The 25,163-nt window shown below is 66.3% G+C and carries 22 protein-coding genes; 10 read left to right on the top strand and 12 right to left on the bottom strand.

Going from position 1 to position 25,163, the window contains the following annotated elements; translation table 11 throughout:
* The first annotated feature begins 42 nt into the window (after positions 1 to 42).
* Positions 43 to 390, top strand: a complete 348-nt coding sequence (locus C6571_RS17835) for a MerR family transcriptional regulator (RefSeq protein ID WP_106447884.1) — start codon at positions 43 to 45, stop codon at positions 388 to 390.
* A 225-nt stretch (positions 391 to 615) separates the two neighbouring features.
* On the opposite strand, the gene C6571_RS17840 is transcribed toward C6571_RS17835, so the two are convergent.
* On the bottom strand, positions 616 to 1,023 hold the full coding sequence (locus C6571_RS17840; protein WP_106447885.1) for a hypothetical protein: 408 nt from the start codon (positions 1,021 to 1,023) through the stop codon (positions 616 to 618).
* A gap of 2 nt (positions 1,024 to 1,025) precedes the next feature.
* Complete coding sequence (locus tag C6571_RS17845) at positions 1,026 to 1,247, bottom strand: hypothetical protein (RefSeq protein WP_106447886.1); 222 nt, start codon at positions 1,245 to 1,247, stop codon at positions 1,026 to 1,028.
* A gap of 241 nt (positions 1,248 to 1,488) precedes the next feature.
* Between C6571_RS17845 and C6571_RS17850 the strand changes: the two genes are divergently transcribed.
* The 8 genes from C6571_RS17850 to C6571_RS17885 all read left to right on the top strand — a co-directional run bounded on the left by C6571_RS17850 (position 1,489) and on the right by C6571_RS17885 (position 9,879).
* Positions 1,489 to 3,324 carry an FAD-dependent oxidoreductase gene (locus tag C6571_RS17850; protein ID WP_106447887.1) on the top strand — a complete coding sequence of 612 codons (1,836 nt, stop codon included), beginning with the start codon at positions 1,489 to 1,491 and terminating at the stop codon, positions 3,322 to 3,324.
* Positions 3,321 to 5,153 carry a 2-oxoacid:acceptor oxidoreductase subunit alpha gene (locus tag C6571_RS17855; RefSeq protein ID WP_106447888.1) on the top strand — a complete coding sequence of 611 codons (1,833 nt, stop codon included), beginning with the start codon at positions 3,321 to 3,323 and terminating at the stop codon, positions 5,151 to 5,153. The genes C6571_RS17850 and C6571_RS17855 overlap by 4 nt, the downstream gene beginning before the upstream one ends.
* Positions 5,150 to 6,205, top strand: coding sequence for a 2-oxoacid:ferredoxin oxidoreductase subunit beta (locus C6571_RS17860; protein ID WP_106447889.1), 1,056 nt, complete (start codon positions 5,150 to 5,152; stop codon positions 6,203 to 6,205). The genes C6571_RS17855 and C6571_RS17860 overlap by 4 nt, the downstream gene beginning before the upstream one ends.
* A 33-nt stretch (positions 6,206 to 6,238) precedes the next feature.
* Complete coding sequence (locus C6571_RS17865; protein WP_106447890.1) at positions 6,239 to 6,679, top strand: CBS domain-containing protein; 441 nt, start codon at positions 6,239 to 6,241, stop codon at positions 6,677 to 6,679.
* Positions 6,680 to 6,806: 127 nt separating this feature from the next.
* The gene (locus tag C6571_RS17870; RefSeq protein WP_106447891.1) at positions 6,807 to 7,394 is read left to right on the top strand and encodes a response regulator; all 588 of its coding nucleotides are present in this window, start codon (positions 6,807 to 6,809) and stop codon (positions 7,392 to 7,394) included.
* 158 nt (positions 7,395 to 7,552) lie between these two features.
* Complete coding sequence (locus C6571_RS17875) at positions 7,553 to 7,954, top strand: hypothetical protein (RefSeq protein WP_106447892.1); 402 nt, start codon at positions 7,553 to 7,555, stop codon at positions 7,952 to 7,954.
* A 280-nt stretch (positions 7,955 to 8,234) separates the two neighbouring features.
* On the top strand, positions 8,235 to 9,248 hold the full coding sequence (locus C6571_RS17880; protein ID WP_106447893.1) for an aldo/keto reductase: 1,014 nt from the start codon (positions 8,235 to 8,237) through the stop codon (positions 9,246 to 9,248).
* 79 nt (positions 9,249 to 9,327) lie between these two features.
* Positions 9,328 to 9,879 carry a redoxin domain-containing protein gene (locus tag C6571_RS17885; RefSeq protein WP_106447894.1) on the top strand — a complete coding sequence of 184 codons (552 nt, stop codon included), beginning with the start codon at positions 9,328 to 9,330 and terminating at the stop codon, positions 9,877 to 9,879.
* A 610-nt stretch (positions 9,880 to 10,489) separates the two neighbouring features.
* Here the strand turns inward: C6571_RS17885 and C6571_RS17890 are convergent.
* The 10 genes from C6571_RS17890 to C6571_RS17930 all read right to left on the bottom strand — a co-directional run bounded on the left by C6571_RS17890 (position 10,490) and on the right by C6571_RS17930 (position 23,981).
* Positions 10,490 to 11,722, bottom strand: coding sequence for an NnrS family protein (locus C6571_RS17890; RefSeq protein ID WP_245901330.1), 1,233 nt, complete (start codon positions 11,720 to 11,722; stop codon positions 10,490 to 10,492).
* Positions 11,713 to 12,579 (bottom strand): ABC transporter ATP-binding protein, encoded by an 867-nt coding sequence (locus C6571_RS17895; protein WP_106447895.1) that lies wholly within the window; start codon positions 12,577 to 12,579, stop codon positions 11,713 to 11,715. The genes C6571_RS17890 and C6571_RS17895 overlap by 10 nt, the downstream gene beginning before the upstream one ends.
* A complete protein-coding gene (locus C6571_RS17900; RefSeq protein ID WP_106447896.1) occupies positions 12,576 to 13,370 on the bottom strand; it encodes an ABC transporter permease in 795 nt (264 codons plus the stop codon). Before C6571_RS17900 ends, C6571_RS17895 begins: the two co-directional genes overlap by 4 nt.
* The gene (locus C6571_RS17905; RefSeq protein ID WP_106447897.1) at positions 13,370 to 13,720 is read right to left on the bottom strand and encodes a DUF2149 domain-containing protein; all 351 of its coding nucleotides are present in this window, start codon (positions 13,718 to 13,720) and stop codon (positions 13,370 to 13,372) included. Before C6571_RS17905 ends, C6571_RS17900 begins: the two co-directional genes overlap by 1 nt.
* On the bottom strand, positions 13,717 to 14,253 hold the full coding sequence (locus tag C6571_RS17910; protein ID WP_106447898.1) for a MotA/TolQ/ExbB proton channel family protein: 537 nt from the start codon (positions 14,251 to 14,253) through the stop codon (positions 13,717 to 13,719). The genes C6571_RS17905 and C6571_RS17910 overlap by 4 nt, the downstream gene beginning before the upstream one ends.
* The gene (locus C6571_RS19595) at positions 14,250 to 14,435 is read right to left on the bottom strand and encodes a hypothetical protein (protein ID WP_146139373.1); all 186 of its coding nucleotides are present in this window, start codon (positions 14,433 to 14,435) and stop codon (positions 14,250 to 14,252) included. The genes C6571_RS17910 and C6571_RS19595 overlap by 4 nt, the downstream gene beginning before the upstream one ends.
* Positions 14,417 to 18,400: a cobaltochelatase subunit CobN gene (cobN, locus tag C6571_RS17915; protein ID WP_245901331.1), complete on the bottom strand. Its 3,984-nt coding sequence runs from the start codon at positions 18,398 to 18,400 to the stop codon at positions 14,417 to 14,419. Before cobN ends, C6571_RS19595 begins: the two co-directional genes overlap by 19 nt.
* Positions 18,401 to 18,535: 135 nt before the next feature.
* Positions 18,536 to 20,545, bottom strand: a complete 2,010-nt coding sequence (locus C6571_RS17920; RefSeq protein WP_106447900.1) for a TonB-dependent receptor plug domain-containing protein — start codon at positions 20,543 to 20,545, stop codon at positions 18,536 to 18,538.
* A 108-nt stretch (positions 20,546 to 20,653) separates the two neighbouring features.
* Complete coding sequence (locus tag C6571_RS17925; protein ID WP_211300672.1) at positions 20,654 to 21,679, bottom strand: ABC transporter substrate-binding protein; 1,026 nt, start codon at positions 21,677 to 21,679, stop codon at positions 20,654 to 20,656.
* Between the two features lie 241 nt (positions 21,680 to 21,920).
* Entirely contained in the window at positions 21,921 to 23,981 is a 2,061-nt protein-coding gene (locus C6571_RS17930) for a TonB-dependent receptor family protein (RefSeq protein ID WP_245901332.1), read from the bottom strand.
* Positions 23,982 to 24,358: 377 nt separating this feature from the next.
* On the opposite strand from C6571_RS17930, the gene xth reads away from it, so the two are divergent.
* Positions 24,359 to 25,138, top strand: coding sequence for an exodeoxyribonuclease III (gene xth / locus C6571_RS17935; protein ID WP_106447902.1), 780 nt, complete (start codon positions 24,359 to 24,361; stop codon positions 25,136 to 25,138).
* The last annotated feature ends 25 nt before the right edge of the window (positions 25,139 to 25,163 follow it).

The following is a 25,163-nucleotide window of genomic DNA, read 5'->3' on the forward strand; positions in this document are numbered from 1 at the left end:
AAGCATGGTACGGTGTGAAGTTCACTCCATAGTCAAGAGAAAATGCAGATCAAGTTTCTCGAAGCGCGCAGCGGCCTGCCGCGCGACACTTTGCGGTTCTATGAACGCAGTGGACTCATCACGCCGCCGCGAAGACTTGCCAACGGCTACCGCGATTACGATGAGCACACACTGGCCGAGCTCAAGTTCATCGCTGCCGCGCGTGAAGTGGGCTTCACCCTGGCCGAAATCAAGACGGCGATCCCGCAGTTGAAGGCCCCGCCCGAACAATGCCGCGCTTTGCTCGATGGCCTCAAGGAGCGGCGGCAAGCCGTCGTTGCGCAGCTGGCCCAGCATCGCAAACAATTGCGGCGCCTGGATCAGCTCATCCAGCGCTTCGGCGGCGCGTAAGGCAAGCGGGCACGGGAGCGGGTGAAGGCTTTCAGTTCATCGAATTTGATAGCTACTTGCGCTTATGCCATAAGCGCAAGAGGCCATTTTGGCTTGGTTTTTGGCATAGGCCAGTACGCCCTGGCGGCCTTGCCGATGCCGCGCCCCATCGTCCGGCCTGCGCTGCAGGGTGACCGAGCTGCGCGGCCTGCGCCGCCCACGCGCTCGAACGCGTGATCGCTTTGGTCACTCCATCATTTCCCGAATCGAGCCGCACACCGAGAGCAATTGCGGCGCGTCCATGCGGCCGATGATGTTGCGCGTAACCGAGCCGATCACCTGCTGCGCCCCCATGAGCCCCACGGTTGCCGACTGCTCCACCAGGAATCCCGCCTTGGCCTTTTTGAGCGGAGCCAGAAAGTAACCGTCGAAACCGCTTTTCATCAACACGATCACCACGTCGGCCAGAGCGCCCCGATGGGCGGTGGCGTCGGGCGCGTTCTCTATCAATTCAAGAACCGAGAGCGTCTTTTTGCGCAGTTCCGCAGAATGGAAGAAACGCAAAAACGGCTTGGTTGGCGCAGCGCGGTGGGACGCTGGTTTGGCGGCGGCCTTGACTGGAGGGGTCGCCTTGGGTTTTGGCGAGGCGGCCACGTTCAGCCCTTCTTGCTGCCCATGACCAGCAAGAGCCCACCCACCACGATGGCCCCGATGCCAGCCCACATCGGTATGTTGACGGTCTTTTTCTCCTTGGCCGAGATCTCCAGCGTGCCAATCTTGACCACCGTGCTGTCCTTCGTATAGCTGAAGCCCCCGTAGGCGAGCCCGAGGATGCCGGCGATGATCAGGCCGATGGCGACGAATTTGATTGAGTTCATGAGGTTGGACTCCTGCGTTTGGCATCCAATCTTCCGCGTCGGCGACGCGAAAGTGGCTGCTTTGCGCGCATTGAAGCACGAACGCCGTGGGCTGTGCACCGGCCAGTCTCCTGATACGCATCAAGTTCTGGGGACAAAGAGCGTACTCAAGGGATTTACCCGAGAGCCAGCCCCAATGCGACAACCCTAGACTGTGGCGTCCTGCGCCGCCGTGGCCGCAGGCAGAGGACTGGAGTTAGCCTTGCAGCCTACCGACACCGCCCATCCGGACTACTTCCACAAGGTCGTCGATTGCCAGTGGGCCTGCCCTGCCCACACCCCGGTGCCCGAATACATCCGACTGATTGGGCAAGGCCGTTACGACGATGCCTACACGATCAACTGGGTGTCGAACGTGTTTCCCGGCATTCTCGGGCGCACCTGCGACCGGCCCTGCGAGCCCGCCTGTCGGCGCGGCCGGGTGGAGGAAGGCAACGGCGCGCAGCCCGAGCCGGTGGCCATCTGCCGCTTGAAGCGCGTGGCGGCCGACCACAAGAGCGACGCAATCAAGGAGCGCATGCCCGCCATCGCAGAGCGCAACGGCAAGCGCGTGGCCTGCGTCGGGGCCGGCCCCGCATCCTTGACGGTGGCGCGCGACCTGGCGCCGCTGGGCTACGAGGTGACGGTGTTCGACGCCGAGGCCAAGGCGGGCGGCTTCATCCGCAGCCAGATTCCGCGTTTCCGCCTGCCCGAATCGGTGATCGACGAAGAAACGGGCTACATCCTCGACATGGGCGTGCAGTTTCGCAGCCAGGAGCGCGTGGACTCCATGCGCGCGCTGCTGGAGCAAGGCTACGACGCGGTGTTCGTGGGCAGCGGCGCGCCGCGCGGGCGCGATCTAAAGATTCCTGGCCGGCGCGAGATCGAGGGCAACATCCATATCGGCATCGACTGGCTGGCTTCGGTGTCGTTCGGGCACATCACCAGCATCGCGCCGCGCGTCATCGTGCTGGGTGGCGGCAACACCGCCATGGACTGCTGCCGCTCGGCGCGGCGCCTGGGCGGCACCGACGTCAAGGTCATCGTGCGCAGCGGTTTTGACGAAATGAAGGCTTCGCCCTGGGAAAAAGAGGATGCGCTGCACGAGGGCATTCCGATTTTGAACTTCCACGTGCCCAAGACTTTTGAGCACGACAACGGCCAGCTCACTGCCATGACCTTCGAGATCGTGCAGGCCGAGTACGACGCGCAAGGGCGCCGCAGCCTGGTGCCCACGGGTGAGCCCGACGTGCGCGTGCCCTGCGACGTGGTGCTGATCGCCGTGGGCCAGGAAAATGCGTTTCCGTGGATCGAGGACGATCTGGGCATCGCCTTTGATCGCTGGGGCCTGCCAGAACTCACGCCGGACACCTTTCAATCCACGCTGCCGCAGGTGTTCTTCGGCGGGGATGCGGCCTACGGCCCGAAAAACATCATTACCGCCGTGGCGCAGGGGCACGAGGCCGCCGTCTCCATCGACCGCTTTCTGCACGGCGAAGACGTGCGCCAGCGGCCGGCGCCGCGCACCAACCTGGTGTCCACCAAGATGGGCATCCACGAGTGGAGCTTCGACAACGAAGTGTCGAACGACCTTCGCTTCAAGGTGCCATGGGCCAAGGCCGAGGTGGCACTGGCCAGCATTCGGGTGGAAGTGGAGTTGGGGTTCGACGCCGCCACCGCCTTCAAGGAAGCCAGCCGCTGCCTGAACTGCGACGTGCAGACGGTGTTCAACCGCTCCACCTGCATCGAATGCGATGCCTGTGTGGATATCTGCCCCATGGACTGCATCACCTTCACCTTCCATGGCGAAGAGGACGATCTGCGCAGCCGGCTGCAGGCACCCGCAGAGAATCTGACGCAAGCGCTGATGGTCTCTGCGCCGCTCAAAACCGAGCGCGTCATGGTCAAGGACGAAGACGTCTGCCTGCACTGCGGCCTGTGCGCCGAACGCTGCCCCACCGGTGCCTGGGACATGAAGAAGTTCCGCCTGGACACCACCCAGGCCGGCCCCGGCTGCCGCGATGCCCAGATCACCCGACACATGCCGGAGGCCGCATGAAGCCCATGGAAGCCATCAACGACTTCGTCATCAAGTTCGCCAACGTCAATGGCTCGGGCTCGGCGTCGGCCAACGAGTTGTTTGCCAAGGCCATCCTGCGCATGGGGGTGCCGGTCAGTCCGCGCAACATCTTCCCCAGCAACATCCAGGGCATGCCCACCTGGTACGAGGCCCGCGTGTGCGAGCAGGGCTATTCAGGGCGGCGCGGCGGCGTGGACATGATGGTGGCGATGAACCCGCAGACCTGGGACGCCGACGTGGCCGAAATCGCGCCCGGCGGCTACCTGTTCTACGACAGCACCCGGCCTATTCCCGCGTCAAAGTTCCGCCAGGATGTCAGCGTGATTGGCGTCCCGCTGACCGAGATCAGCAACAGCGCCTTCACTGATCCGCGCCAGCGCCAGCTGTTCAAGAACATCATCTACGTGGGCGCGCTCTCAGTGCTGCTCGATGTCGAGGCTGAAGTGTTTGAAACGCTTTTTGCCGAGCAGTACCGAGGCAAGGAAATGCTGATCGACGCCAACGTGCGCGCCCTGCACCTGGGGCGCGACTACGTCAAGGAACACCTGCAGGCGCCCTTGGGCCTTCGGGTGCGCCGGGCCGACAAGGTGGGTGAGCAGATTTTTACCGACGGCAACAGCGCCATCGCTCTGGGCTGTGTGTATGGCGGCGCCACGGTGGCGGCCTGGTACCCGATTACGCCCTCGTCGTCGGTACCCGAAGCCTTCCAGAAATACTGCGACAAGTTTCGCGTGGACCCGGACACTGGCCGCAGCAACTTCGCCATCGTGCAGGCCGAAGACGAACTGGCTTCCATCGGCATGGTGCTGGGCGCCGGCTGGAACGGCGCGCGCGCCTTTACTGCCACCTCGGGCCCGGGCATTTCGTTGATGACGGAATTCATTGGCCTGGCCTACTTCGCCGAGATTCCGGTCACCATCATCAACGTGCAGCGCGGCGGGCCTTCCACCGGCATGCCCACGCGCACCCAGCAGTCCGACCTGCTGAGCTGCGCCTACGCCTCGCACGGCGACACCAAGCATGTGCTGCTGTTCCCCGAAGACCCGCATGAATGCTTTGAACACGCGGCAGCCGCGCTGGACCTGGCCGACCGGCTGCAAACCCCCATTTTTCTGATGACCGACCTGGACATCGGCATGAACCAGCGCCTGTGCAAGCCCTTTGTCTGGGACGACGCCCGTACCTACGACCGGGGCAAGGTGATGACCGCCGAAGAGCTGGAGGCGGGCAAGGACTTTGGCCGCTACAAGGACGTGGATGGCGACGGCATTCCCTGGCGCACCTACCCTGGCACGCATCCGACCAAAGGCAGCTTCTTCACACGCGGCACCACGCGCGACCCCTATGCCCGCTACTCGGAGCGCGGGCCGGACTACATCTACAACATGGAGCGCCTTTGCGCCAAGTTCCGCACCGCTGCCGACCTGGTGCCCCAGCCCGTGCTGCGCAGCGCGGATCAGCCGACCTCCCTGGGCGTGCTGTACTTCGGCTCCACCAGCCCGGCCATGCAGGAAGCGCTGGATGTGCTGACGGCCTCGGGCATCCACATCGACGCCCTGCGCCTGCGCGCCTTTCCCTTCCCGGATTCGGTGGAGCGCTTCATTGCCGCGCACGAGCTGGTGTTTGTGGTGGAACAGAACCGCGACGCCCAGATGCACGTCCTGCTGGTCAACGAGTTGGGCGTGGACCCGGCGCGTCTCATCAAGGTGCTGCACTACGACGGCACGCCGATTACGGCGCGCTTCATCACCGAGGCGATCCAGAAGCAGCTGCAAGGCGCCACAGCGCTCATCAAGGAAGCCGCATGACCTACCTTGCCAAACCCCGGCTGCGCCACCCCACCCTGACCCAGAACAAGGTGGGCTACACCCGGCGCGACTATGAAGGTCGCATCTCCACCCTGTGCGCGGGCTGCGGGCACGACTCCATCTCGGCGGCCATCATCCAGGCCTGCTGGGAGCTGGACATCGAACCGCACCGCGTGGCCAAGCTCTCGGGCATTGGCTGCAGCTCCAAGACGCCAGACTACTTTCTGGGCGCCTCGCACGGCTTCAACACCGTGCACGGGCGCATGCCCTCGGTGCTGACCGGCGCCAACCTGGCCAACCGCGACCTGCTGTACCTGGGCGTCTCGGGCGACGGCGATTCGGCCTCCATCGGCCTGGGCCAGTTCGCCAATGCCATGCGCCGGGGCGTGCGCATGGCCTATATCGTCGAGAACAACGGCGTTTACGGTCTGACCAAAGGCCAGTTCTCGGCCACGGCCGATCGGGGGTCGCGCAGCAAGAAGGGCGTGATCAACAACGACAGCCCGGTCGACCTGGTGGGCCTGGCGCTGCAGCTGGGCGCCACCTATGTGGCGCGCAGCTTCTCGGGCGACAAGGAGCAGTTGGTGCCGCTCATCAAGGGCGCCATTGGCCACGGCGGAGCGGCCTTCATCGACGTCATCAGCCCCTGCGTCACCTTCAACAACCACGGCGGCAGCACCAAGAGCTACGACTATGTGCGCCAGCACAACGAGGCCGTGAGCCGCATCGACTTCATACCCCGACACAGCGAAATCACGGCGCAGTACGCGCCCGGCGAAGTGATCGACGTGCAGCAGCACGACGGCAGCATGCTGCGCCTGCACAAACTGCACACCGACTACGACCCGACCGACCGCTACGCCGCACTCAGCTACATGAACGCGCGGCAGGAGCGCGGCGAGGTGGTGACCGGCCTGCTTTACCTCGACCCGCAGGCCACCGACCTGCACCTGTCGCTCAACACCAGCGACGCACCGCTCAACAGCCTGGGGCCGACCGCGCTGTGCCCCGGCTCCAAGGCGCTGGAAAAGCTCAACGCATCGCTGCGCTGACCCCGTTGCCGCCTTTTCGAAAGGAGCCCAGCCATGGCCGAACGCACCGTTTTCCAATCCATCTCCCAGCGCCACGTGGTGAGCCTGGGCCCCCAAGCGAGCGTCTGGGACGCCGCCTGCGTGATGACGCGCGCCAACTGCGGCAGCGTGCTCATCCTGGACACCCTGGGCACCCTTCTGGGCATACTGACGGAGCGCGACCTGATGACGCGCGTACTGGCCAAGGCGCTCAGCCCCGAAACCACCCTGGTCTGCGACGTAATGACGCCCCACCCCCAGACTGTGGCCCCCGACACCAAGGTCTCCGAGGCTGTGCTGATCATGATCGAGCGGGGTTTTCGGCACCTGCCCATCGTGTCGCCTGCCGAAAAGATTCTGGGCGTTTTTTCCGTGCGCGACGCCCTGCCGCGCGAGATCGGCGTCGCCGTGAGCCTGGCGGAATTCAACGATCAGGTGAACGACGCACTGGGTTGACGCAGCGGCTGGCGTGTTCCTGCCCGTTCGGGCTTTGCAGGAACAGACCGATCACTGGCGTTCCCGTCTCTGGGATACTTGCGCCCGGCAACCAGCCCCATCCTCAGAAAAGTAAAAAGCAGGCACCATGAGCATTTTTGATCGACTCTGGGGCAGTGCGCGCAAAAAGACGCCTCCCCCCAGGCCTACGGCCCCTGCACCGCTCACAGGGCCAAGCGCCGAACCGACTGGCTCCGTAGAGCGGCGCCAGTCCCCTCGCAAGAACGCCCGCAAAGGGACCCGGGCGCTGATCATCGATGACTCGCCGACGGTGGTGGCCGTTTTGCGCAAGGCGTTGCGCTCGGTCGGCTACGAAACCCGGGAAGCCCTGGATGCCGAGCATGGCCTGGCACTGATCGACCAAAACCCACCCGATCTGATTTTTCTGGACATCGTCCTGCCCGGCATGAACGGCTTCCATGCCTTGCGCCTGATCCGCAAGAACCCGGCGTGCCAGCACATTCCGGTCATCATGATCAGCGGCAACGAGCATGCCATCGAACAGTTCTACGTCAATCGCATCGGCGCTGACGACTTCATGAAAAAGCCGTTTTCCCGCTTCGAGATCTTTGCCCGCGTGGAAAACCTGCTCGATGACGGGCTGATGCCTCGCCGGAAAAGCTTGAGTGCGCCCGCGCAGGCCAGCGCAGAAGTTCGCCAAGGGGCGAGCAGCTGAAGTGCGTCGCCCAGCGGCGCAGCGCTACTGCCCCACGCGCGATGGCTGACGCGAGCGCTGCAGGCAAGGGAGTCCACTCCCGATTTCGCGCAGCAAAACCCGTGCTGACCCCAATGCCTTCAGGGCCTGCACCAGCGCCTTGAGCCAACCGCCCCACCATGAATACCAAGCACGCACGACAACTGGCCTATGCCAGCATCCTGCTGACGCCTGTCACACTGATGGCCGTCACCGCCCTGCGCTGGCGCACCGGCCCATGCGCCGCAAGCGCGCACGCCAGCGTGTGGGCCTTGATGGCATTTGCCGCGCTTCTGACCGCATCCAAAAACCCCTACCGGGCGATTGCCGCCTGCATCATGTACCTGCCGGTGGGCTACGTATTCGCCACCGAACCCTGCACGGCGGCACGCTCGCAGGGTCCGGGCGGCCTCATCTATCTGCTGTCCCCGCTGTTTGTGCTGTGGATTCTGGCGGGCAGCTTCATCGGCGGATGGTTGTTGCGGGTTGTGTTCGGCCTGTCACCAAAAGCGCCGCAGCCCGCAGGCGGCGACCCGGCCTAGGAAGAAGGCTTGGCCCGACATGCGCTGGTGCAGCCGATATGGGCCAACCCGCCCGGCAATGCAGCAGCATCGAATATTGATTGAATTGGCCCCTAGCGCTTATTTTATAAGCGTTTACAGCTATTAAAATGATAGTAACGACCGCCTCTGAAGCAGGCTTCTGAGTCGCTAGCCAAGAACGCTGCCTGCCAGCAGCCGCGATGCACACACCGTGGAGACACTCAGCGGCACACAGTCCATCGTTTTCCGAGCCAGGCAGCAATCCGCATACAGTGCAGCCATGCAGTACAGAAATCTCGGCAACAGCAATCTCAAGGTCTCCGCCCTGTGCCTGGGCACGATGATGTTCGGCGACCAGACCGAACAGGGCGAGGCGCAACAAATCGTGGCGCATGCGCACGAGCACGGTGTCAACTTCCTCGATACCGCCGATGTGTACACCTTGGGCGCGTCGGAAGCCATGCTCGGGCCGCTCATCAAACCCCATCGGCACGACTGGATTTTGGCCACCAAGCTCGGCAACAAGATGTCCGAGCGGGTGAACGAGAGCCACTACTCCAGGGCCTGGATGCTGCGGGAACTGGAAAGCAGCTTGCGGCGCCTGCAAACCGACCACATTGACATCTACTACCTGCACCGCGACTTTGCCGGCATGAACCTCGAAGAGCCTTTGCGGGCACTGGACGACATGATCCGCAGCGGCAAGCTGCGCTATTGGGGCATTTCCAATTTTCGCGCGTGGCGCATTGCCGAAATGGTGCACCTGGCTGCTCGCATCGGCATGCCCGGCCCGGTGGTCTGCCAGCCGTACTACAACCTGCTCAACCGCATGCCCGAGGTCGAAATCCTGGCTGCGTGCGAGCATTACGGGATCGGCGTGGTGCCTTACAGCCCGATTGCCCGTGGCGTATTGACTGGAAAATACGCGCCCGGAGTCGCCCCGGACCAGGGCACGCGCGCGGGCCGGGGCGACCGGCGCATGCGGGAAACCGAGTTTCGCGAAGAATCCTTGGCCATTGCACAGCAACTCAAGGCCCATGCCGCTGCCAAAGGCGTGTCGCTGGCGCAGTTTGCCACCGCCTGGGTGCTGGCCAACCGAAGCGTCAGCGCTGTGATTGCCGGGCCCCGCACCCTGGCGCAATGGCAGGACTACTTCCCCGCACTCGACTATGTGGTCGACGCCGAGGATGAGGCGCTCGTCGATGCGCTGGTGGCGCCGGGCCACCCCTCGACGCCGGGCTTCACCGACCCGGCCTATCCGCTGATTGGGCGGCGGCGGGACGCTGCGGTATGACGCAGGCCTGTCGATTCGAAGTCTTGTCCAACCGGCGCGCATTGAACCCTGCCGGACCATCTGGCCATCCCACGCGCCCATGAGCTGGAACCTAAAGATCGGCCAAGGATGGAAGCGCCATCTGGGCACCCTGGCCATGGTGGTCGCCGTCTTCGTCGCAGTGCAGTCCTGGCAAACCCGCAAGGTGCCTGGCGGAGCGGCCCCGGACTTTCCTCTCACGGTGGTGCGGGCGGATGGCAGCATCACCACCACAACCCTGGCCGAGTGGCGGGCCGCCCATCCCGGTGAGCCGGTCGCCTTGCACTTCTGGGCCGAGTGGTGCCCTATCTGCAGAACCGAAGAAGGCAGCATCACCAGTATTTCCCAGGATTGGCCCGTGATGACAGTCGCCATGCAGTCGGGCGATGCGGCAAAGGTAAGCCAGGTGCTGCACAAGCGCGCCTTGCCCTGGCCCGCCGCCCTTGACCCGCGCAGCCAGATCACCTCGGCCCACGGTTTTGGGGCCGTACCGGCTTTTGTAGTCGTAGACGCCGCAGGCCAATTGCGTACGCCCACGGTGGGCTACACGACCGAAGCCGGGATGCGCTTGCGCCTGTGGTGGGCCCAGCTGACCGGGGGTTTCGCGGGCTGAGGCGTTGGCTCTGGCGGCGGAGGGAGAAAGGTCGAGGGGCTCTCGCGCCGATGGCAATCGGCTGGCTGGCCTGCTTCCTGATGCACCCGCTGAGATAGCCAGAGCTGGCCGCGCATGGACAGAAATTGCCAGCGACCCGTATTGAAACCAACCCTTCAATTTTTCAGTCCAGTGGCCGCCGAAAGTCGTGCGCTGAATTGACGGCATCTCTTTGCCAAGGGCGGGTGCCGGGATGCGCGCCCTGAGGCGCATTGCTTCTTTCGAATCGCCGTCAATAAGAATGGCACCAAAGGGCGACCCCGCTGTCCGTGTTCCCTTCGGGGCAATCTGCGGTGACCGTTTCAGGCGGGGTCTGCGCACACACGCTTCGCTTCGTCAGCGGCAGGTGTTGGCCAGGAGCTGTTAATAGAAGCAGGAAGAAGCGGTCACCGTTTGAATTCAGTGGCTTGCCGAAGGCAAGTCCGCTGGAATGATGGGATGAACTCACCAATGAGGGTGTGCAGAATTTTGTGTCAACGGACAATCCACCGCAGGCGCGAGCCTGCTTGGTGCACCACGACCTGAACTACGTCTCGTGGAAGCGCAGGAAACCCGTCACACCACTCCCACCCTACCCCTCGCACCCCCACAACCCATCCGCCCGCACCCGCCACAGCACCGGCGCGATGAACACGCACAGCAGCCCAAACGCCGCCACCCAGCACAGCCCGGCCAGCGCCATCCAGGCCACTGAATAGTCCCCCGCCCACGCCGCCCCTGCGCGCAGCAGCGCGGCCAAGGCGATCAGGCCTGCGCCCCACACACCCCAGGCACGCTCATCCATCGCCAGGCCGCAGTGCGCGCGCCCGGCGATGCAGATCACGGCGTAGATGGCCAGGCCCATGGCACCCACGGTCAGCAGGTGGCGCCCCGCCGTCACGCCTGGGCCACCGGCCAGCAAGGCCCAGCCCATGAGCCCGTAGCCCAGCGCCATGCACAGGTACACGGTGTAGAGCATGAGCGGCCAGCGCCGCAGCAGCGGGCGGCCCACGTGCCAGTCGCCCAGCAGGTTGAACAGCGCTGCGGCACTGGCGCAGGCCAGCCAGCCGGAGGTAGCGCTGCCTGCGTGGGCAAACTCGGCCAGGGTGAACAGCGCAATGCACAGCACGGCCAGGTTGCGCCGGGGTGGGCGGGCCAGATACGGCTCGGCGCCGGTGCCCGCCTGGTCGATGGAGCGGTTGACGATGCGCATGGAGATGCGGCTCATGGCGATGACGATAAGCACCATGAGCAGGCCCAGAAAGGCGTGCAGCCAGCGCATGGGGTAGGCGCCGCGCAGCGCATCAAGGTAAAAACCCGCCACCAGCAACGCCATGCCTGCCAGCGCCCAGCCAAAGGCGTGGTGGCGCTGGCCTGCGGGCGTGCGCAAGGCGGGCCACAGCAGGGCGATGAGGGTACCCAGCAAGGCGAGCTGCGCCGCACCCGCCACGGCCAGTGCGGGCCACCCGGCCACGCCTGAGAGCCAAAAGCCCGCGCGGCCCAGCAGCCACAGCGCCACCAGCTGGCGCGCCGTGCGCGGGTTGGCACTGGCGGTGGCCGTGAACTCAGGCACCGCAGTCAGCACAAAACCCGCCACCGCCGCCAGGCCAAAGCCCAGCAGCAGCTCGTGCGCGTGCCACACCAGCGCGCCGCCCGCCACGGGCGGCGGCGGCAGGCCCAGCGCCAGCACGGCGCTCCACAGCGCGATGAGCAGCACGGCCGAAGCCATGGTGAGCAGAAAGAAGGGGCGCATGGCGCACATCCACACCGGGTGCTGGGGCGACAGCAGGCCGGGCGGGGTCATCACGGGGGCGGTCATCCGCATCGCATCCTCCGCGCGGCGGGGGTGGCGTCGCCCGCCTGCAGCGCCAGTAGCAGGGGCAGCACGCGCGCATTGGGGGGCGGCAGAGTTTCGGCGAATTCATCGGCGCCACAGGCTTTTGCGTCCAGCAGCGCGTCCAGCCCGAAGGCCGCACGCACGGCGGGCACGCGCAGCAGCTCGGCGGTCTCGTGGTAGACCATGGCGTCGCTGCGCGCCAGCGCGGGCGCGGCAGGCGTGTGCCCGTGCACGATGCGGCCCGGCCCTGCGGCCATGACGAGCACGGTGTCGGCCAGGCGCACGGCCTCCATCAGGTCGTGCGTGATCATCAGCACCGCCGTGCCCTTCTCGGCCTGGTGGCGCAGCAGCAGGCGGTGCAGCTGCGCCTTGAGGCCGATGTCGAGCGCGGCGAAGGGCTCGTCCATCAGCAGCAGATCGGGTTCGAGCACCAGGGCGCGCGCCAACGCGGCGCGGCTTTGCATGCCGCCCGAAAGCTGGTGCGGGTAGGCGGCCAGCGCCTCGGCGTCCAGCCCCAGCACGGCGCCCATGGCGCGCGCCTTGTCGCGGGCGTCGGCACGGGCCATGCCCCGTGCGCGCAGGCCCAGGGCGATGTTGTCAGCCGTGGTCTGCCAGGGCAGCAGGCGCGGCTGCTGGAACATCAACGCCGGGTTCACAAAAGAGTTGTCCAGCAGGCCCTCCTGCAGGTCGAGCAGGCCCGCGCACAGGTGCAGCAGCGTGGTCTTGCCGCAGCCCGAGGGCCCCACCAGCGCCAGCACGCCGCCCGCAGGCAAGGCCAGGCCCACGCCGCCCAGCACCTCGGTCAGCGCGTAGCTGTGGCGCACGTCTTTCAAAACAAGATTCATCGCGGCGCCTCCCGCCAGCGCTCGACTTCGCGCTTGAGCGGTTCCAAAAATCCATACTCGACCACCAGCAGGCAGCCCACCACGGCGGTGATCCAGCCCAGGGTGGTGGCGGTGTCCAGTTGCGAGCGGCTGGCCGCCAACGCGGCGCCCACGCCGTCGGTGCTGGCCAGCAGCTCGGCCATGACGGTCACTTTCCAGGCGCTGCCCAGCGCCGTTACCCAGGCCGGGAACAGGTACGACAGCACATGCGGCCCGTACACCTCACGCAGCGCCATGCCCATGGGCAGGCGGTAGGCGCGCGCCATGTCACGCAGTTGCAAATCCAGCGTGCGCGTGCCCTGCAGGGCACTGGCAAACACCACCGGAAAGCAGGCGATGAACACGGTGAACACGGGCGTGCCGTCGCTCATGCCAAACCACAGCATGGCCAGCACCAGCCAGGCGATGGGCGGCGTACCCAGCAGCACCGTGACCAACGGGCGCGAAAGGACGGACGCGGTGACCGACAGGCCTGCGGCCAGCCCCAACAGGCTGCCCACCGCAACGGCCAGTGTCAGCCCCATGAGTGCACGCCGTGCGGTGGCGGCCAGCGCGGGCCAGGCACTGCCCTGCTCTACCAGGCCCCACAGCGCGGCAAAGGCGGTGAGCGGGTCGGGCAGGATGAGTGGGTCGTAGAAAGCAGCCACCGCCTCCCAGGCGGCCAGCAGCAAAAACAGGCTGGCGCACGCACCCCAGCCGCTCCACAAGTAGCCAGGCAGCCCCCGCAAAACACGCGCCAGCAGCCGCAGCATTACTGCACCACCCCTGCCGCTGCAGACGGCTCGGCACCTGCTTCGGGCACATACACCATGGAGCCATCTTTGAGGCGATAGGCCACACCCGCCTTGTTGCCCTGGCCCTCGCCAATCTCGCCGCTGGCCTTGTAGCGCTCGATATTCTGGCCGTCCTTGATGACGATTTCCATGTTGGGCTTGCCAGGGTTCTTGATGACGGTGACCGACTCTGTGCTGAACGGGTTCACCGGGTTGTTGGCCACCGCCAGCAGCAGCGCAGCGATGATGACCAGAAACACGTCGATCAGGTTCACCACCGACTGGATCGGGTCGTCGGCCTCCATGTCGTCCATCAAACGCAGCTTCATGCGGGCACCTCGCTCACCAGGTGGCCCAGCATGTCTTGCGCGGGGGTCTCGGCCGGGGCTGTGCCTTGCTCGATGGCGGCCAGGTCGGTGGCGTACCAGCGCTTGCGCACGTTGACCACGCTGTAGCTGATGGCGGCGGCCAGCAGCGCCAGGATCACGGCGGAGAACGCCACCATCAGGCTGCGCGACACATCGGCCAGGTTGCCATCGGCCAGCGCCATCAGCGCGGGGCCCATGGGAATCATCGTGGCCACCAGGCCCAGCATGGGCGCCACGCGGGTGGCGATGCGGGCAAATTCGAGCCGCTCGGCCGCCAGCACTTCGAGGTCGAGCACCGTGATGGCGGGGTTGGCGCGGCGTGCGGCCAGCATTTCAAAACCCGCCACCTTGCCGCTGCGGCGCTGCCAGGCCTGCCAGGCAAAGGCGCCTGCCGCGTAGAAGGCATGCACGAACAGCGCGGCAATGGCCAGCAGCACGGGGAACAGGAAGAACTGGCTGACGCCATACATCATCGATTCAATGGGATTGCTCATTTGAAAACTCCAGAAAGTGAAGGGATTGGGCGCGGGCGCACCACGCTGCGGCGGCGCGCCTGCCGCACGGCACCGGCGCCGGTGATGCCCGCCAACATCAGCGCCAGCAGCGCGGCCTGCGTGGGGCCCACGCTGACCGGCTGGGCTTGCGGCACGGGCGCCATCAAGAGGCCGCTGACCACCGGGGCTCTGCAGCGGGGGGCTCTGCGGATTGCGGCGGTGTGGTGGGTTGCGATGGCTCGGCGGAGGGTGGCGGCGGCGCTGGCGCAGCGGCCTGGGCGGCGGCAGGCGGCGCAGCCTGCGCCAACGGGGCATCAAGGCCGTAGCCCGGTGCGGCGGGCGCCGCCGGGTTGTGGGCCGCAGGCGCCTGGCCCACATACGCTTGAAAGCGGGCGTTGTCGCTGCGCACATCAAAGCGCTCCGCCAGGTCGCGCCAGCGTTCTTTCAGCTCAGCCACGGTTTTCGGGTCGGCCTTCCAGTAGCCCTGGCGGGCGGCTTCGAGCATGCGCTCCATGGTCTGCGCCAAGGCGTGCGGGTTGTTGGCCTCAAACCAGCGTTTGAGACCCAGTTGGTGCTTGTCGCGCACATACACGTCGGCCATCTCCTGCCACTGGTCGTCGCGCACGATCTCGCGCGCCACTGCCGTCCAGCCCCAGAAGTTGTTGGTGGCGTCCAGCACCTGCAGCGTGCCCGCGTAGCCCTCGGCCATCAGACCTTTGATGTAGCCGGGGTGAAACTGGCGCGTGGCCAGCTCTTTGGCGAGGAACTGCGCTGCGCCTTCGACCTTGCCACTTCCTGCCCCGCGCAGGTTGCTGATATAGAGCTGTGGCGCCTTGCCGTCCAGGTGCCGCACGGCCAGCGCAATGCCGCCCAGGTACTGGAAGGGGTCGTCGGTGGTCAACATGCCATAGAGGTTGGAGCTGCGCGAGAGCACCGCGCCCTCGGTGCCGCGCAGGTGCTCGGCATACAGGTTGAGTGCCTTGCCGCCGTTGCCGCCTATACCGCTTTTTCCCTCCTGCGCCGCCCCCGGCAGGCTGCCCCAGGTGGATTCGTCCGGCCCATAGGCGTACTGCATGCGCGACAGGTACAGCTGCGCGAGCTTGCGGTCGCCCTCTTTCTTGCCCTGCCAGCTATCGGTGGCCAGCGTGGCGTTGTCCAGACCGGTGCCGTAGTTGCCCGACTCCGACGAGAAAATGCGCGTTTGCGCCGCCGCCAGCGCGGCCTGCTCGCCCATGCCCTGGGCGCGCAGCTTGGCGGCCATGCTGCGCGTGTGCGCCGCCACGGGGTTGCCATCTTCACCCGGCCCTTGCGCCTGGGCCGCCAGTTGCACGGCGCGCGCCAGTTGCTTCATGGCGTTGGGGAAATGGTCGCGGTACAGGCCGGTGACCGACAGCACCACGTCCACCCGCTCGCGCCCCAGCGCTGCGCGGGGCACCAGCTTCACGCCGGTTACGCGCCCGCCTTCGTCCCATACCGGCTCCACGCCCAGCAGCCACAGCGCCTGTGCTTCGAGCAGGCCCTGGTGGCGCATGGTCTCTACCGACCACAGCGACACGGCCAGCTTCGTTGGCGCCTTGCCTGTCAGGCGCTGGTGCTCGGCAATGAGCTGCTCGGCAGCGTCCTTGCCGGCCGCCCAGGCCTGGGGCGTGGGTACGCGCGAGGGGTCAAAACCATACAGGTTGCGGCCCGTGGGGTAGGCGTCGGGGTTCTTGATCGGGTCGCCGCCATACGACGTGGGCAGGTGCCGCCCGGCCAGCACCTGCAGCAAGGCGGGCAGCTCCTGGTCGGCGCCAATCTCGGCGTACGCGGTGCGGGCCTTGGCGATGGCGGTTTGCAACGCCGCTGGCAGGGCCTCAAGGCTCTGGCCCTCGATCACATGGCGCTGCAGCAACCGGTACGGTGCCGTCTGCGCCAGGCGGCTGTAGTCGCCAATCAGCGCCTCGTCCACATCGGCAGCCGGTGTGCCCGCCTGCAAAGCGGCGGCTTCCCAGAACGGGCGCCCCAGCATCAGCAGCACGGTGGCCAGGCGGTGCTGCTCCTCGGGCGCACGGCCCAGGGTGTGCAGGCCCAGCGGCTGGGCGGTTTCGGCCAGTTCGTGCAGGTGGTTGTGCAGCAGGTCCACAAAGGCAGGGAATTCGCTGCGCGTGCGCGCTGGCGTCCAGCCCATGTCGCGGTCGATGTGCTCTTTCTGCACGGCGGCCAGCAGATCGGCCTTGATTTTTTCCTTGACCACACCCTCGTCCTGCGCCAGCCAGGCGTGCAGCAGGTCGTGCATGCGTGTGAGTGCGGCGTGCAGGCCCGCCGGTTTGAACGGCGGCGTCTGGTGGCTGACGATGACTGCGCGGCCCCGGCGCTTGGCCTGCTGGGCCTCGCCGATGTTGTCGGCAATGTACGGGTAGGCCACCGGCACGTTGCCCACGGCCAGCATGCCGGGGTCGAACACCGACAGGCCGCGCTCCTTGCCGGGCAGCCATTCCTGGCTGCCGTGGGTGCCAAAGTGCACCAGCGCGTCGCTTTTTTGCTGCTCGCGCGCCCACAGGTAGGCGGCCAGGTAGTAATGCGACGGCAGGGCGCTGGGCGAGTGGTACAGCGCCTTTTCCTTGTCGTCCCATTGCTCGCCGCGCGGCGGCTGCGGCAGGATGGCGATCTTGCCCAGCATCAGGCTCGGCACCACGAACACGGCTTCGCCGCCGCGCCGCAGCACCATGCTCGATTTTTCAGGTTCGCCCCAGCGCGCGCGCAAGGCTTCTTGCGTGGCTGCGGGCAGCGTGGCCAGCCACTGGCGGTACTGCGCCACGGGCAGGGTGGCGGCCAGGCCGTCGCGCAGCAGGGGCTCCAACTCGCCTTGGCGGTACGACGGCGCCAGCAGGCGCTGCAGATTGCCGATCAACAGCGGCTCCGACGGCGACTCGGTGTCGTAGCCCGCGGCCTGCAGTGCGGCCAGCGTGGTTTGCAGGCTGCGCGGCACGTTCAAAAACGAGGCGGACAGGTTCTTCTCGCCCGGTGGGTAGTTCCAGAAAAAGATGGACAGGCGCTTGTCGGCGTTGTGCTTGCGCTGCAGGTGCGCCAGGTTGAGCGCCTTGGCCACCACGGCGTCGGCCTGCGCGGCAATCGGCACGATCTGCTCATCCGAAGCACGGGTGGCGGCCGCCACCTGGATGTCGGTGACGCCCGCGTATTCGGCCTGCGCCAGGTAGAACGGCACATCCATCAGCGCCACGCCCTGCGGGTTGGCGGCCCAGGCGGCCTCGTCACCGCGGCGGTACGGCATGGCCTGCAGCACGGGGATACCCAGCCGCTCGAACTCGGCGCGTCGCTCCTCGGCGTTCAGCATGATTTGGGTGTTGATGAGCACGTCGGCCAGCCGCGTGCCCGCGGGCTTGAGCATCTGCTCCAGCGCACCCGCCTCCAGCATGGGGCTGTAGAACGGCAGCGCCACGGCGCCCCCGGCTTCGATGCGCGCAATCAGGTCGTCGATGAAGGCGGTCTGCATCGATGCGATGTACTGCTGGTGCAGCGCCAGCGCCACCACGGGGCGGCGGTTGGTGGCGACTGGATCAACGCCTTGCGAACGCAGCCACGCCACAGGGTCTGCCATGACCAGGCCCGGCGCACGCGGGTGGTACACGGCGGTTTTGGGGAACATCACGGGGTCGGGCACGCCCGGGGCTGCGCGACCCTGCAGCTGCGCGGCCAGCGTGGCGAAGAAGCCCTCGAAGTTCTGCTTGCCACCGTTGCTGTAATAGGTGATGAGCCGTCGCGCCACGGGCTCGGGCAAACCGCCGCCCCAGGCGGGCTTGGCGTCGTACAGCCAGGCGTGGGGCGCACGCAGGCCCGGCAGCGCATGCGCCAACCGGTCTTGCACCACATCCTGCAAATAGCTGTCGATAAACACCGCGTCGAAGCCCTTGAACAGGCCTTCGTCGGTCTCGGCGGGCAGCCTTTCCAGGTAGCGCGCCTGCAGCTCGATGCCGTGCGGCCGTGCGATGTCGGCCAATTGGCGGAACTTGCCTGCGGGCACGTTGGACGTGGCGATGAACAACACCTGCGCCGCCTGCGCAGCGCCAAAGGGCGCCAGCACCAGCAGGCACAGGGCCAGCCAGCGCCGCAAGCAGGCGATGGTGTTTGCAATAGTTTTATGATTCAAATTGGCCTCTAGCGCCTATCTATCAAGCGGTAACAGCTATCAAAATAGTAGTATTTGAATATTGATACAACCGGCCCCTGGCCCACACTTCCCCACCAGAGAGGGGGCCAGGGGAGGTTCAAAGAGTCCTTGTTGTCAGAAATCAACCCTTGCGGTCACGAACACACGGCGCGCGCGCTCGGCATAGCCAAAGCTCTCCGACTTCTCGGCCAGGTTCACGTTGCCGATGTTTTCCAGCCCGGCGCGCAGCACCAGCTTGCGGTGGGCGTCCAGCGCAAACTGCTTGCCCACGCTGGCGCTCCACAGTGCGTACGAGGGCAGCGCGGCGCCGTCGGTGCCGGTCTGGCTGCCGGTGAATTCGCCGGTCAGGCGCGCGCTCCAGCCCTCGGCGCCTTTCCATTCCAGGCGCGAGGTCAGGCTGCTCGATGGCCGGTCGGCCAGTTTCTTGCCGGTGCTTTTGTCGCGCGTGTGCAGCAGCGTCAGGTCGTTGCTCCAGGCAAGCTGGCGCGTCATGTCCCAGGTCATGCCCGCCTCCAGCCCCTGGATGCGCGCGGCGTCCACGTTGTCGTATTGGTAGAAGCGCCGCACGCCCTCCTGGCGCAGCAGGCGGTAGGTGATGAGGTCTTTGACCTCGGTGTTGAACACCGTGGCGCGCAGCGACCAGGCGGGCGCCACCTGCCAGTCGGCACCCACTTCAAACGAGTTGGACGATTCGGGCTGGATGTTGCCGTTGCCCGCAAAGGTGTGCGGCCCTTCGGCCCCCACGTAGTTGGGCGAAATCTGCTTGAGCGTGGGCGCCTTGAAGGCGTGGCCAAAACCGCCCTTGACCACCAGCGCCGGGGTGGGCTCCCACACCAGATAGGCGCGTGGGCTGACTTCGCTGCCAAACAGTTCGTGGTGGTCGGCACGCAGACCGGCGGTGAGCATCAGCGTGTCGGTCAGGGCGATTTCATCTTGCGCAAACAGGGCCTTGTGCGCCGCATCGTCCACGCCGTTTTTCAGGCCGGCGTTCTCCAGCGTCTCGCGGCGCCATTCGCCGCCCACGGTGACCTTGTGCGCACCCAGGGCAAAGCTGGCATGGCCGTCCAGCACGTCGTCCACCATGTTCTGCGGCCGCGTGGGCGTAGCGCCGTTGCTGGCGCGGTTGGCAATATCGATCTCGCTGCGGTAGGCGCGCAGCTTGCCGCGCCAGTTGTCAAACTGGCCCTCCCAGCCAACATGGGCCTGAGAGCGGTCGATGTCGTAGGTGCTGCGGTACACACCCTTTGAGGTGGAGCTGGTGTCGTACACACGCTGCTCTTTGCCGCCACTCCACCCCGCCTCCAGGGTTTGCTCCGGCGTCAGCGCATAGCGGGCAGCCAGGCCACCGTTCTTGGCGTGGCTGCCTTCGATTTCCGACAGCAGCGGGCTCTGCCGATCGGCCACGGGTGCGCTGTGCGCCAGCTCGGCATTCACGCGCAGGCTCAGGCGTTCGCCCACCGGGCCGGCGGCAAACACCGAGGTGGTGCCCGTGGGTTCGCCTTCGCTGGAGCGGGTAGGGGTGCTGGCCGAGACGCCCACCGAGCCGATCCAACGGTCCTTGGGCTGGCGCGTGATGAGGTTGATCACGCCGCCCAGCGCCTCGGAGCCATACAGCGCCGACATGGGGCCCCGGATGATCTCGATGCGCTCGACCGCCGACATGGGCAGCCAGCCGTACTGGTAGTCGGAATGGCCCACCACATCGTCCGTGGCGCTGATGCGCCGCCCGTCGATGAGAGTGAGCGTGTGCTTGCCTTCCAGTCCCCTCAACGCCAGCGTCTTGCGCCCGCCCACCTGGCGCGGCGAGAGCGTCAGGCCAGGGGCACCACGCACGGCGTCGAGCAGATCGGACGCATTGCGCGCAGCCAGCTCCTCGCGGTCGATCACGGTGACGCTGGCGGGCGCGGTGCGCGCATCCTGCTCGGTCAGCGTGGCCGTGACGGTGACCGCAGGCAGGGCCGTGGCGGCCTGCGCCACCTGCAGGGGCGGGGTGTTGTCCTGGGCCTGGGCGCTCGCTCCGGCAAGCAACAGCATGGCCGCCCAGGCCACGGGACGGGGGCGCAAGGGGCGGAAATCGTTCGGGGCTGCGCTGGGCGCGCCGTGGGCCTCGGGGGAATACGTCATGAATGCAAACTCCTGGAATCAAAAAAGCAAAGACCCAGGTGGCGGCGGCTGCCGGGGACAAACAATGGAAAACAACAAAAAGGAATGCGGGGCTGCGCCCCGACGCAGCTACGGCATGCCGTAGAACGCGCTGGCAGGCAGCTTGCCGCCCACCAGCGCCGGGTTGCGCGCCATGAGCTGGCCAAGGAAGAACTCCAGCTCGGGCCGTGCGGCGGCGGCGGGCACGGTGTCGAGCTGGCTCACGGCAATGGCGTCGGCCACGGCCTCGAGGGTGAGCAGGTCAATGTGTTGGGCCATCATGGCGCCGCACTCCAGGGGGTGCGCGCGGCACCACACGAGCGACTGGGCATAGGCGTTGGCCACGGCAGCCAGAACCTCGGGCTGCTGGCGCACCGTGCCCACGGCAGCGATACCCGCCTGCGGCAGGCGGGGTTTGCGCCCAAAGAGGCGCCCCCACTCCTGCTGCAGGTCGGCGCCCCGGTGCAGCTCGGGCGCAATCAGACCGATGGGGAAGGACTTGGTTTTGCGCAGCGCCAGCGATACGGCGGGCTCGGCCAGCAGCGCATGCGAGACACGGCGCGTGATGAGCAACTGCATGGCCTCCATGGGCGTGGGCACGTAACGCACGCGAAAATCCTTGTGCAGGTCCAGCCCCTGCTTGGCGGCCAGCAGTTGCAGCACGATGTCGGGCATGTCGCCCCGGAAGGGCACGGCAATTTCCTCGCCCCGGTAGTCGGCCAGCGCCTTGCGATGACCATCGCGCGTGACAAGCCACAGCGCGCCCCAGGTCGAGATGTTGAGCAGCGTGACGCCCGCGCCCCGGTTGAACAGGTTGGCGGCCACGTTGCTGGGCATGGCCAGCACGTCGGCCTTGCCGCCCATGGCCATCATGCGCAGTTGGTCGGGGTCGCGCCACGACACAAAAGCGGTTTCGCCCGCCACACCCGCCAACGCATGGGTCTCGGCCATGTGGATCAGTGGCGCCGACACGATCGCCGGGGGGCCCGACAGGGTGATGCGCGGCAGCGGCGCGGCCACGCCCAGCGCGGGCGCGGCGACCATCGGCGCGGCCAGCCAGGCCAGGGCCTGGCGGCGCGAGAGTGTGGGCCGAGGGCTCAAAAAATCATCGTGCATGGTCGTCGTACTCCACGCCCATCGCGGCCCGGTGCCTCCGAGGCACGGGCCACAAGGGCGCACAAAATAAGTTCGTCAATGAATCATGGCGTGCGTCTCACCCACTCCCTTTGCCACTGGCGCGGCCCAGGCCAGTGGCCGCCGCGCAAGGGCCGCCCCGCCGCGCTGGCGGCGTTCCCCCTCCGCGCAGCGAAGCGAAGCAGAGAGGGGGAAAGGAGCGAAGCGACACAGGGGGGTGATTTCAAAATTTGTAGCTCAGGCCTGCCGTGAAGCTGCGGCCCAGACCTTGCAAGTAGCCCGGCTGCGCTGCCGTAGCCTGATTGCGGATGGCATAGGCGCTGGCGTAGCGCCGGTCGGTCACGTTGTCGGCCTGCACATACAGCGCCCAGGGTCCATCGCGCCATTCGAGCTTGAGGCCCAGCAGTGCGTAAGCGTCCTGCTCGGCACCGGCGGTGTTGGCGTGGTCGGTGGGCGTGCTGACGGGCATCCAGCGCACGTTGGGGCCGAAGCGCCAGGCGCCGATGCGGTAGAGCACTTCGGCATTGATGAGCTGGCGCGGCACACCGGCAATCTGTTTGCCCGCGTATTCGCCGCCCCGGAAGCGGAAGTCGCTGTACGTCCAGCTGGCGCGGACGTCGAGCGCCCCCACACCCATGCGCTGGCTGCCCGAGAGACCCAGCTCCACGCCCTGGTGGCGCGTGCCGCCGGCATAGTTGTACGTGCCCACCTTGATGCCGTTGGCGTCGGTGGTGGAGATCAGCTCGTCGGCCAGCACGCTGCGGTACACGGCGGCCGTCCAGTGCACGGCATGGGCGCCCTCGCCCCAGCGACCGGCACCGCCGAGCTCGACGGTGGTGGCGCGCTGCATCTTCAGGCGCACCAGTTCGGCCTGGGCCGTGGCCGGGCTGTTGGGTGCCACGGTGGCGCTGACGATCTCCCAGAAGGTGGGGGCCTCGTGGCTGCGGCTCAGGTTGGCCCACAGGCGCGTGGTGGGCGTGGCGGCCCAGTTCAGGCCGATCTTGGGCGTGGCAAAGCTCCAGTCCTGGTTGAGCTGCGCGGCGCTGCTGCGGCTTTGCGCGTCGCGCGTGAGGTGGCTCCATTGCACGCTGCCCAGCAGCGTCCAGTCGGGCGCCAGGCGCCAGTCAGCCGCCGCCAGGGCCTGCAGGTTTTGCGCACCCAGGTCATAGCTGCCAAAGCGCTGCATCTGCGTGCCATTGGCCGGGTTGGTGGCGTACAGGTCGCGCTGCATGGCGCTGTCGGCCCACGACAAGGCCGTGCGCCAGCCCAGGGCGCCATCACGGCCTGCGGGGCGCCCGCTGGCTTGCCACTGCGCGCCGGCGGTGCGGCTGTGGGTCACGGTGTGGCTGGTCATGTTGTTGAACAGGTCGTCCGTGTCCTGCCAGTACACGCCCACTTCCTGGCGCAGGGTGTCGCTGCCCCAGCGTGAGCGGTTGACCAGGCGCAGCTGCGTGGCGTCGCGGCGGGGGTCGCGCTTGTAGACGTTGAGCAACTGGTCCTGCGGGGTGGCGCCATCGCCCATCACGCCGCGCGGGTCCGACTGGATGCGGTCTTTGGGCACCACGTTGGGGATCTGGAAGGCCAGGTCGGTCCAGCCCAGGTAGGTGCGGTTCTCGAAACCGCCATCGCCCTGAAAACCCACATTGGCCTGCACGCTGTCGCGCCGCGAGGCCGAGTGGTGGCGGTAGCCGTCGTAGCGGTCGCTGCTGACGGATACCCGGCTGTCAAACCGCTCGCCGACTCCGCCCACGGCCGCCTGCGCTCCACGTCGGCCAAAGCTGCCGCCCTCCAGGCGCAAGCGGCCGCGCTCGTCGGCGCCTGTAAGAGAAACGAAGTCAAGCTCACCTCCCAGCGCAGTGGCGCCGGGCGATCTGGCATTGGCACCCCGCAGTGCGCTGATGAAGGCAGCATTGCGTGGCTCAATCAGCCCAATGATGAATGAGCCATCGGCTTCGTTCAGAGGCAAGCCATCCTGCAGCAGCAACACACCCCGGTTCACCGGGTTGCTCTGGATGCCCGAGCCGCGAATGCCCAAACGCGGTTGGTCGGTGCCGCCAAAAAAGTCCTGCATCACGATGCCGGGCTGGTAATCGAGCGCATCGCGCAAAGTGGCCAGGCGCGCTTCTTTTTGCGGCTCGACAAGATTGGTGCCACCAGGCACTTGCGCCAGGCGTTCGCGCTCTGCCGTTGGGCTGGCAGCCAGGGGCAATACCGCAGCACCCCGTGAAGACGTCACGGTGACTTCCGGCAGAACGGTGGCTTGCTGCGCCAATGCGCCCTGCATGAAACCCGCTGCAAGCGTTGCTGAACCCGCAACACGCAAAGAACGAACACGGGACTTGAACTGTTGATTAAGAGTGATTCGCATTTGCAATAGCATCTGCGAATTATCACTTCATTTCAATGACTTTTGTCAACAATTTCCCTTGCAAAGCGGCAAAGACCGCCACCCCGGACCCAGTTTCCATCCCGCCTCTTTCAACCGCATCGAGCCTTGTCCGACGCGAAACCGCTGCGGGATGGAGTGCGTTGCGGCCACATGCTGGAGAGATCAAGTGCAGCGCCTTGCCTGAATGGGAGAATGCGTCCTGTCCACCTCCCGCACGGTGCGCAGCGGTGAACCGTACCCCTCGCGTCAAGCGCGCAACACTTCAACCTGCCATGCAAATCGCCACCTGGAACATCAACTCCCTGACCGTGCGCCTGCCTCAGGTGCTCGCCTGGCTGGCCGCCAATCCGGTCGATGCCTTGTGCCTGCAGGAACTCAAGCTCACCGACGACAAGTTTCCCTTTGATGCGCTCAAGGATGCAGGTTACGAAGCCGCCGCTTTTGGCCAGAAGACTTACAACGGCGTCGCCATCCTCAGCCGCGGCCCGCTGCGCGATGTGGTGCGCAACGTGCCGGGCTCGCAGGACCCACAGGCGCGTGTGATTGCCGCAACGCTCGATACGCCACTCGGCGCGCTGCGGCTCATCAACGGCTATTTTGTGAATGGTCAGGCGCCCGACAGCGAAAAGTTCGTCTACAAAATGCAGTGGCTGCAGGCGCTGCAGGACTGGGTGCGCAGCGAAATGGCAGCGCACGAGCGCCTGGTGCTGGTGGGCGACTTCAACGTGGCGCCGGAAGACCGCGACTCCTACGATCCGGTGGGCCTGGCAGACACCATTCACCACACCCAGGAGGAGCGTGCGCATTTCCAGGCGCTGCTGGCACTGGGTCTTGTCGATGCCTACCGCCTATTCGAGCAGCCAGAAAAGAGCTATTCGTGGTGGGACTACCGCATGCTGGGTTTCCAGAAGAACCGGGGCCTGCGCATTGACCATATTCTGGTGAGCAAGGCTTTGCAGCCGGCGGTGCGCGCCTGCGACATTGACCGGGCGCCGCGCAAAAACCCGCAGCCCAGCGACCACGCGCCGGTGGTGGTCACGCTGGCAGCTTGATGGCCTCTGCAAGCCTTCGTTCTAT

This window comes from Simplicispira suum, from assembly GCF_003008595.1.
Classification (GTDB): domain Bacteria; phylum Pseudomonadota; class Gammaproteobacteria; order Burkholderiales; family Burkholderiaceae_C; genus Simplicispira; species Simplicispira suum.

Excerpts from the sequence above, each read along its gene's own strand:
- C6571_RS17835 (WP_106447884.1), top strand. The coding sequence starts at position 43 with ATGCAGATCAAGTTTCTCGAAGCGCGCAGCGGCCTGCCGCGCGACACT.
- C6571_RS17865 (WP_106447890.1), top strand. The coding sequence starts at position 6,239 with ATGGCCGAACGCACCGTTTTCCAATCCATCTCCCAGCGCCACGTGGTG.
- C6571_RS17895 (WP_106447895.1), bottom strand. The coding sequence starts at position 12,579 with ATGAATCTTGTTTTGAAAGACGTGCGCCACAGCTACGCGCTGACCGAG.
- C6571_RS17900 (WP_106447896.1), bottom strand. The coding sequence starts at position 13,370 with ATGCTGCGGCTGCTGGCGCGTGTTTTGCGGGGGCTGCCTGGCTACTTG.
- C6571_RS17885 (WP_106447894.1), top strand. The coding sequence starts at position 9,328 with ATGAGCTGGAACCTAAAGATCGGCCAAGGATGGAAGCGCCATCTGGGC.
- C6571_RS17870 (WP_106447891.1), top strand. The coding sequence starts at position 6,807 with ATGAGCATTTTTGATCGACTCTGGGGCAGTGCGCGCAAAAAGACGCCT.
- C6571_RS17920 (WP_106447900.1), bottom strand. The coding sequence starts at position 20,545 with ATGACGTATTCCCCCGAGGCCCACGGCGCGCCCAGCGCAGCCCCGAAC.
- C6571_RS17930 (WP_245901332.1), bottom strand. The coding sequence starts at position 23,981 with ATGCAGGGCGCATTGGCGCAGCAAGCCACCGTTCTGCCGGAAGTCACC.
- C6571_RS17855 (WP_106447888.1), top strand. The coding sequence starts at position 3,321 with ATGAAGCCCATGGAAGCCATCAACGACTTCGTCATCAAGTTCGCCAAC.
- C6571_RS17925 (WP_211300672.1), bottom strand. The coding sequence starts at position 21,679 with ATGCACGATGATTTTTTGAGCCCTCGGCCCACACTCTCGCGCCGCCAG.
- C6571_RS17875 (WP_106447892.1), top strand. The coding sequence starts at position 7,553 with ATGAATACCAAGCACGCACGACAACTGGCCTATGCCAGCATCCTGCTG.
- C6571_RS17890 (WP_245901330.1), bottom strand. The coding sequence starts at position 11,722 with ATGCGGATGACCGCCCCCGTGATGACCCCGCCCGGCCTGCTGTCGCCC.
- C6571_RS17880 (WP_106447893.1), top strand. The coding sequence starts at position 8,235 with ATGCAGTACAGAAATCTCGGCAACAGCAATCTCAAGGTCTCCGCCCTG.
- xth (WP_106447902.1), top strand. The coding sequence starts at position 24,359 with ATGCAAATCGCCACCTGGAACATCAACTCCCTGACCGTGCGCCTGCCT.
- C6571_RS17905 (WP_106447897.1), bottom strand. The coding sequence starts at position 13,720 with ATGAAGCTGCGTTTGATGGACGACATGGAGGCCGACGACCCGATCCAG.
- C6571_RS17845 (WP_106447886.1), bottom strand. The coding sequence starts at position 1,247 with ATGAACTCAATCAAATTCGTCGCCATCGGCCTGATCATCGCCGGCATC.
- C6571_RS17860 (WP_106447889.1), top strand. The coding sequence starts at position 5,150 with ATGACCTACCTTGCCAAACCCCGGCTGCGCCACCCCACCCTGACCCAG.
- C6571_RS17910 (WP_106447898.1), bottom strand. The coding sequence starts at position 14,253 with ATGAGCAATCCCATTGAATCGATGATGTATGGCGTCAGCCAGTTCTTC.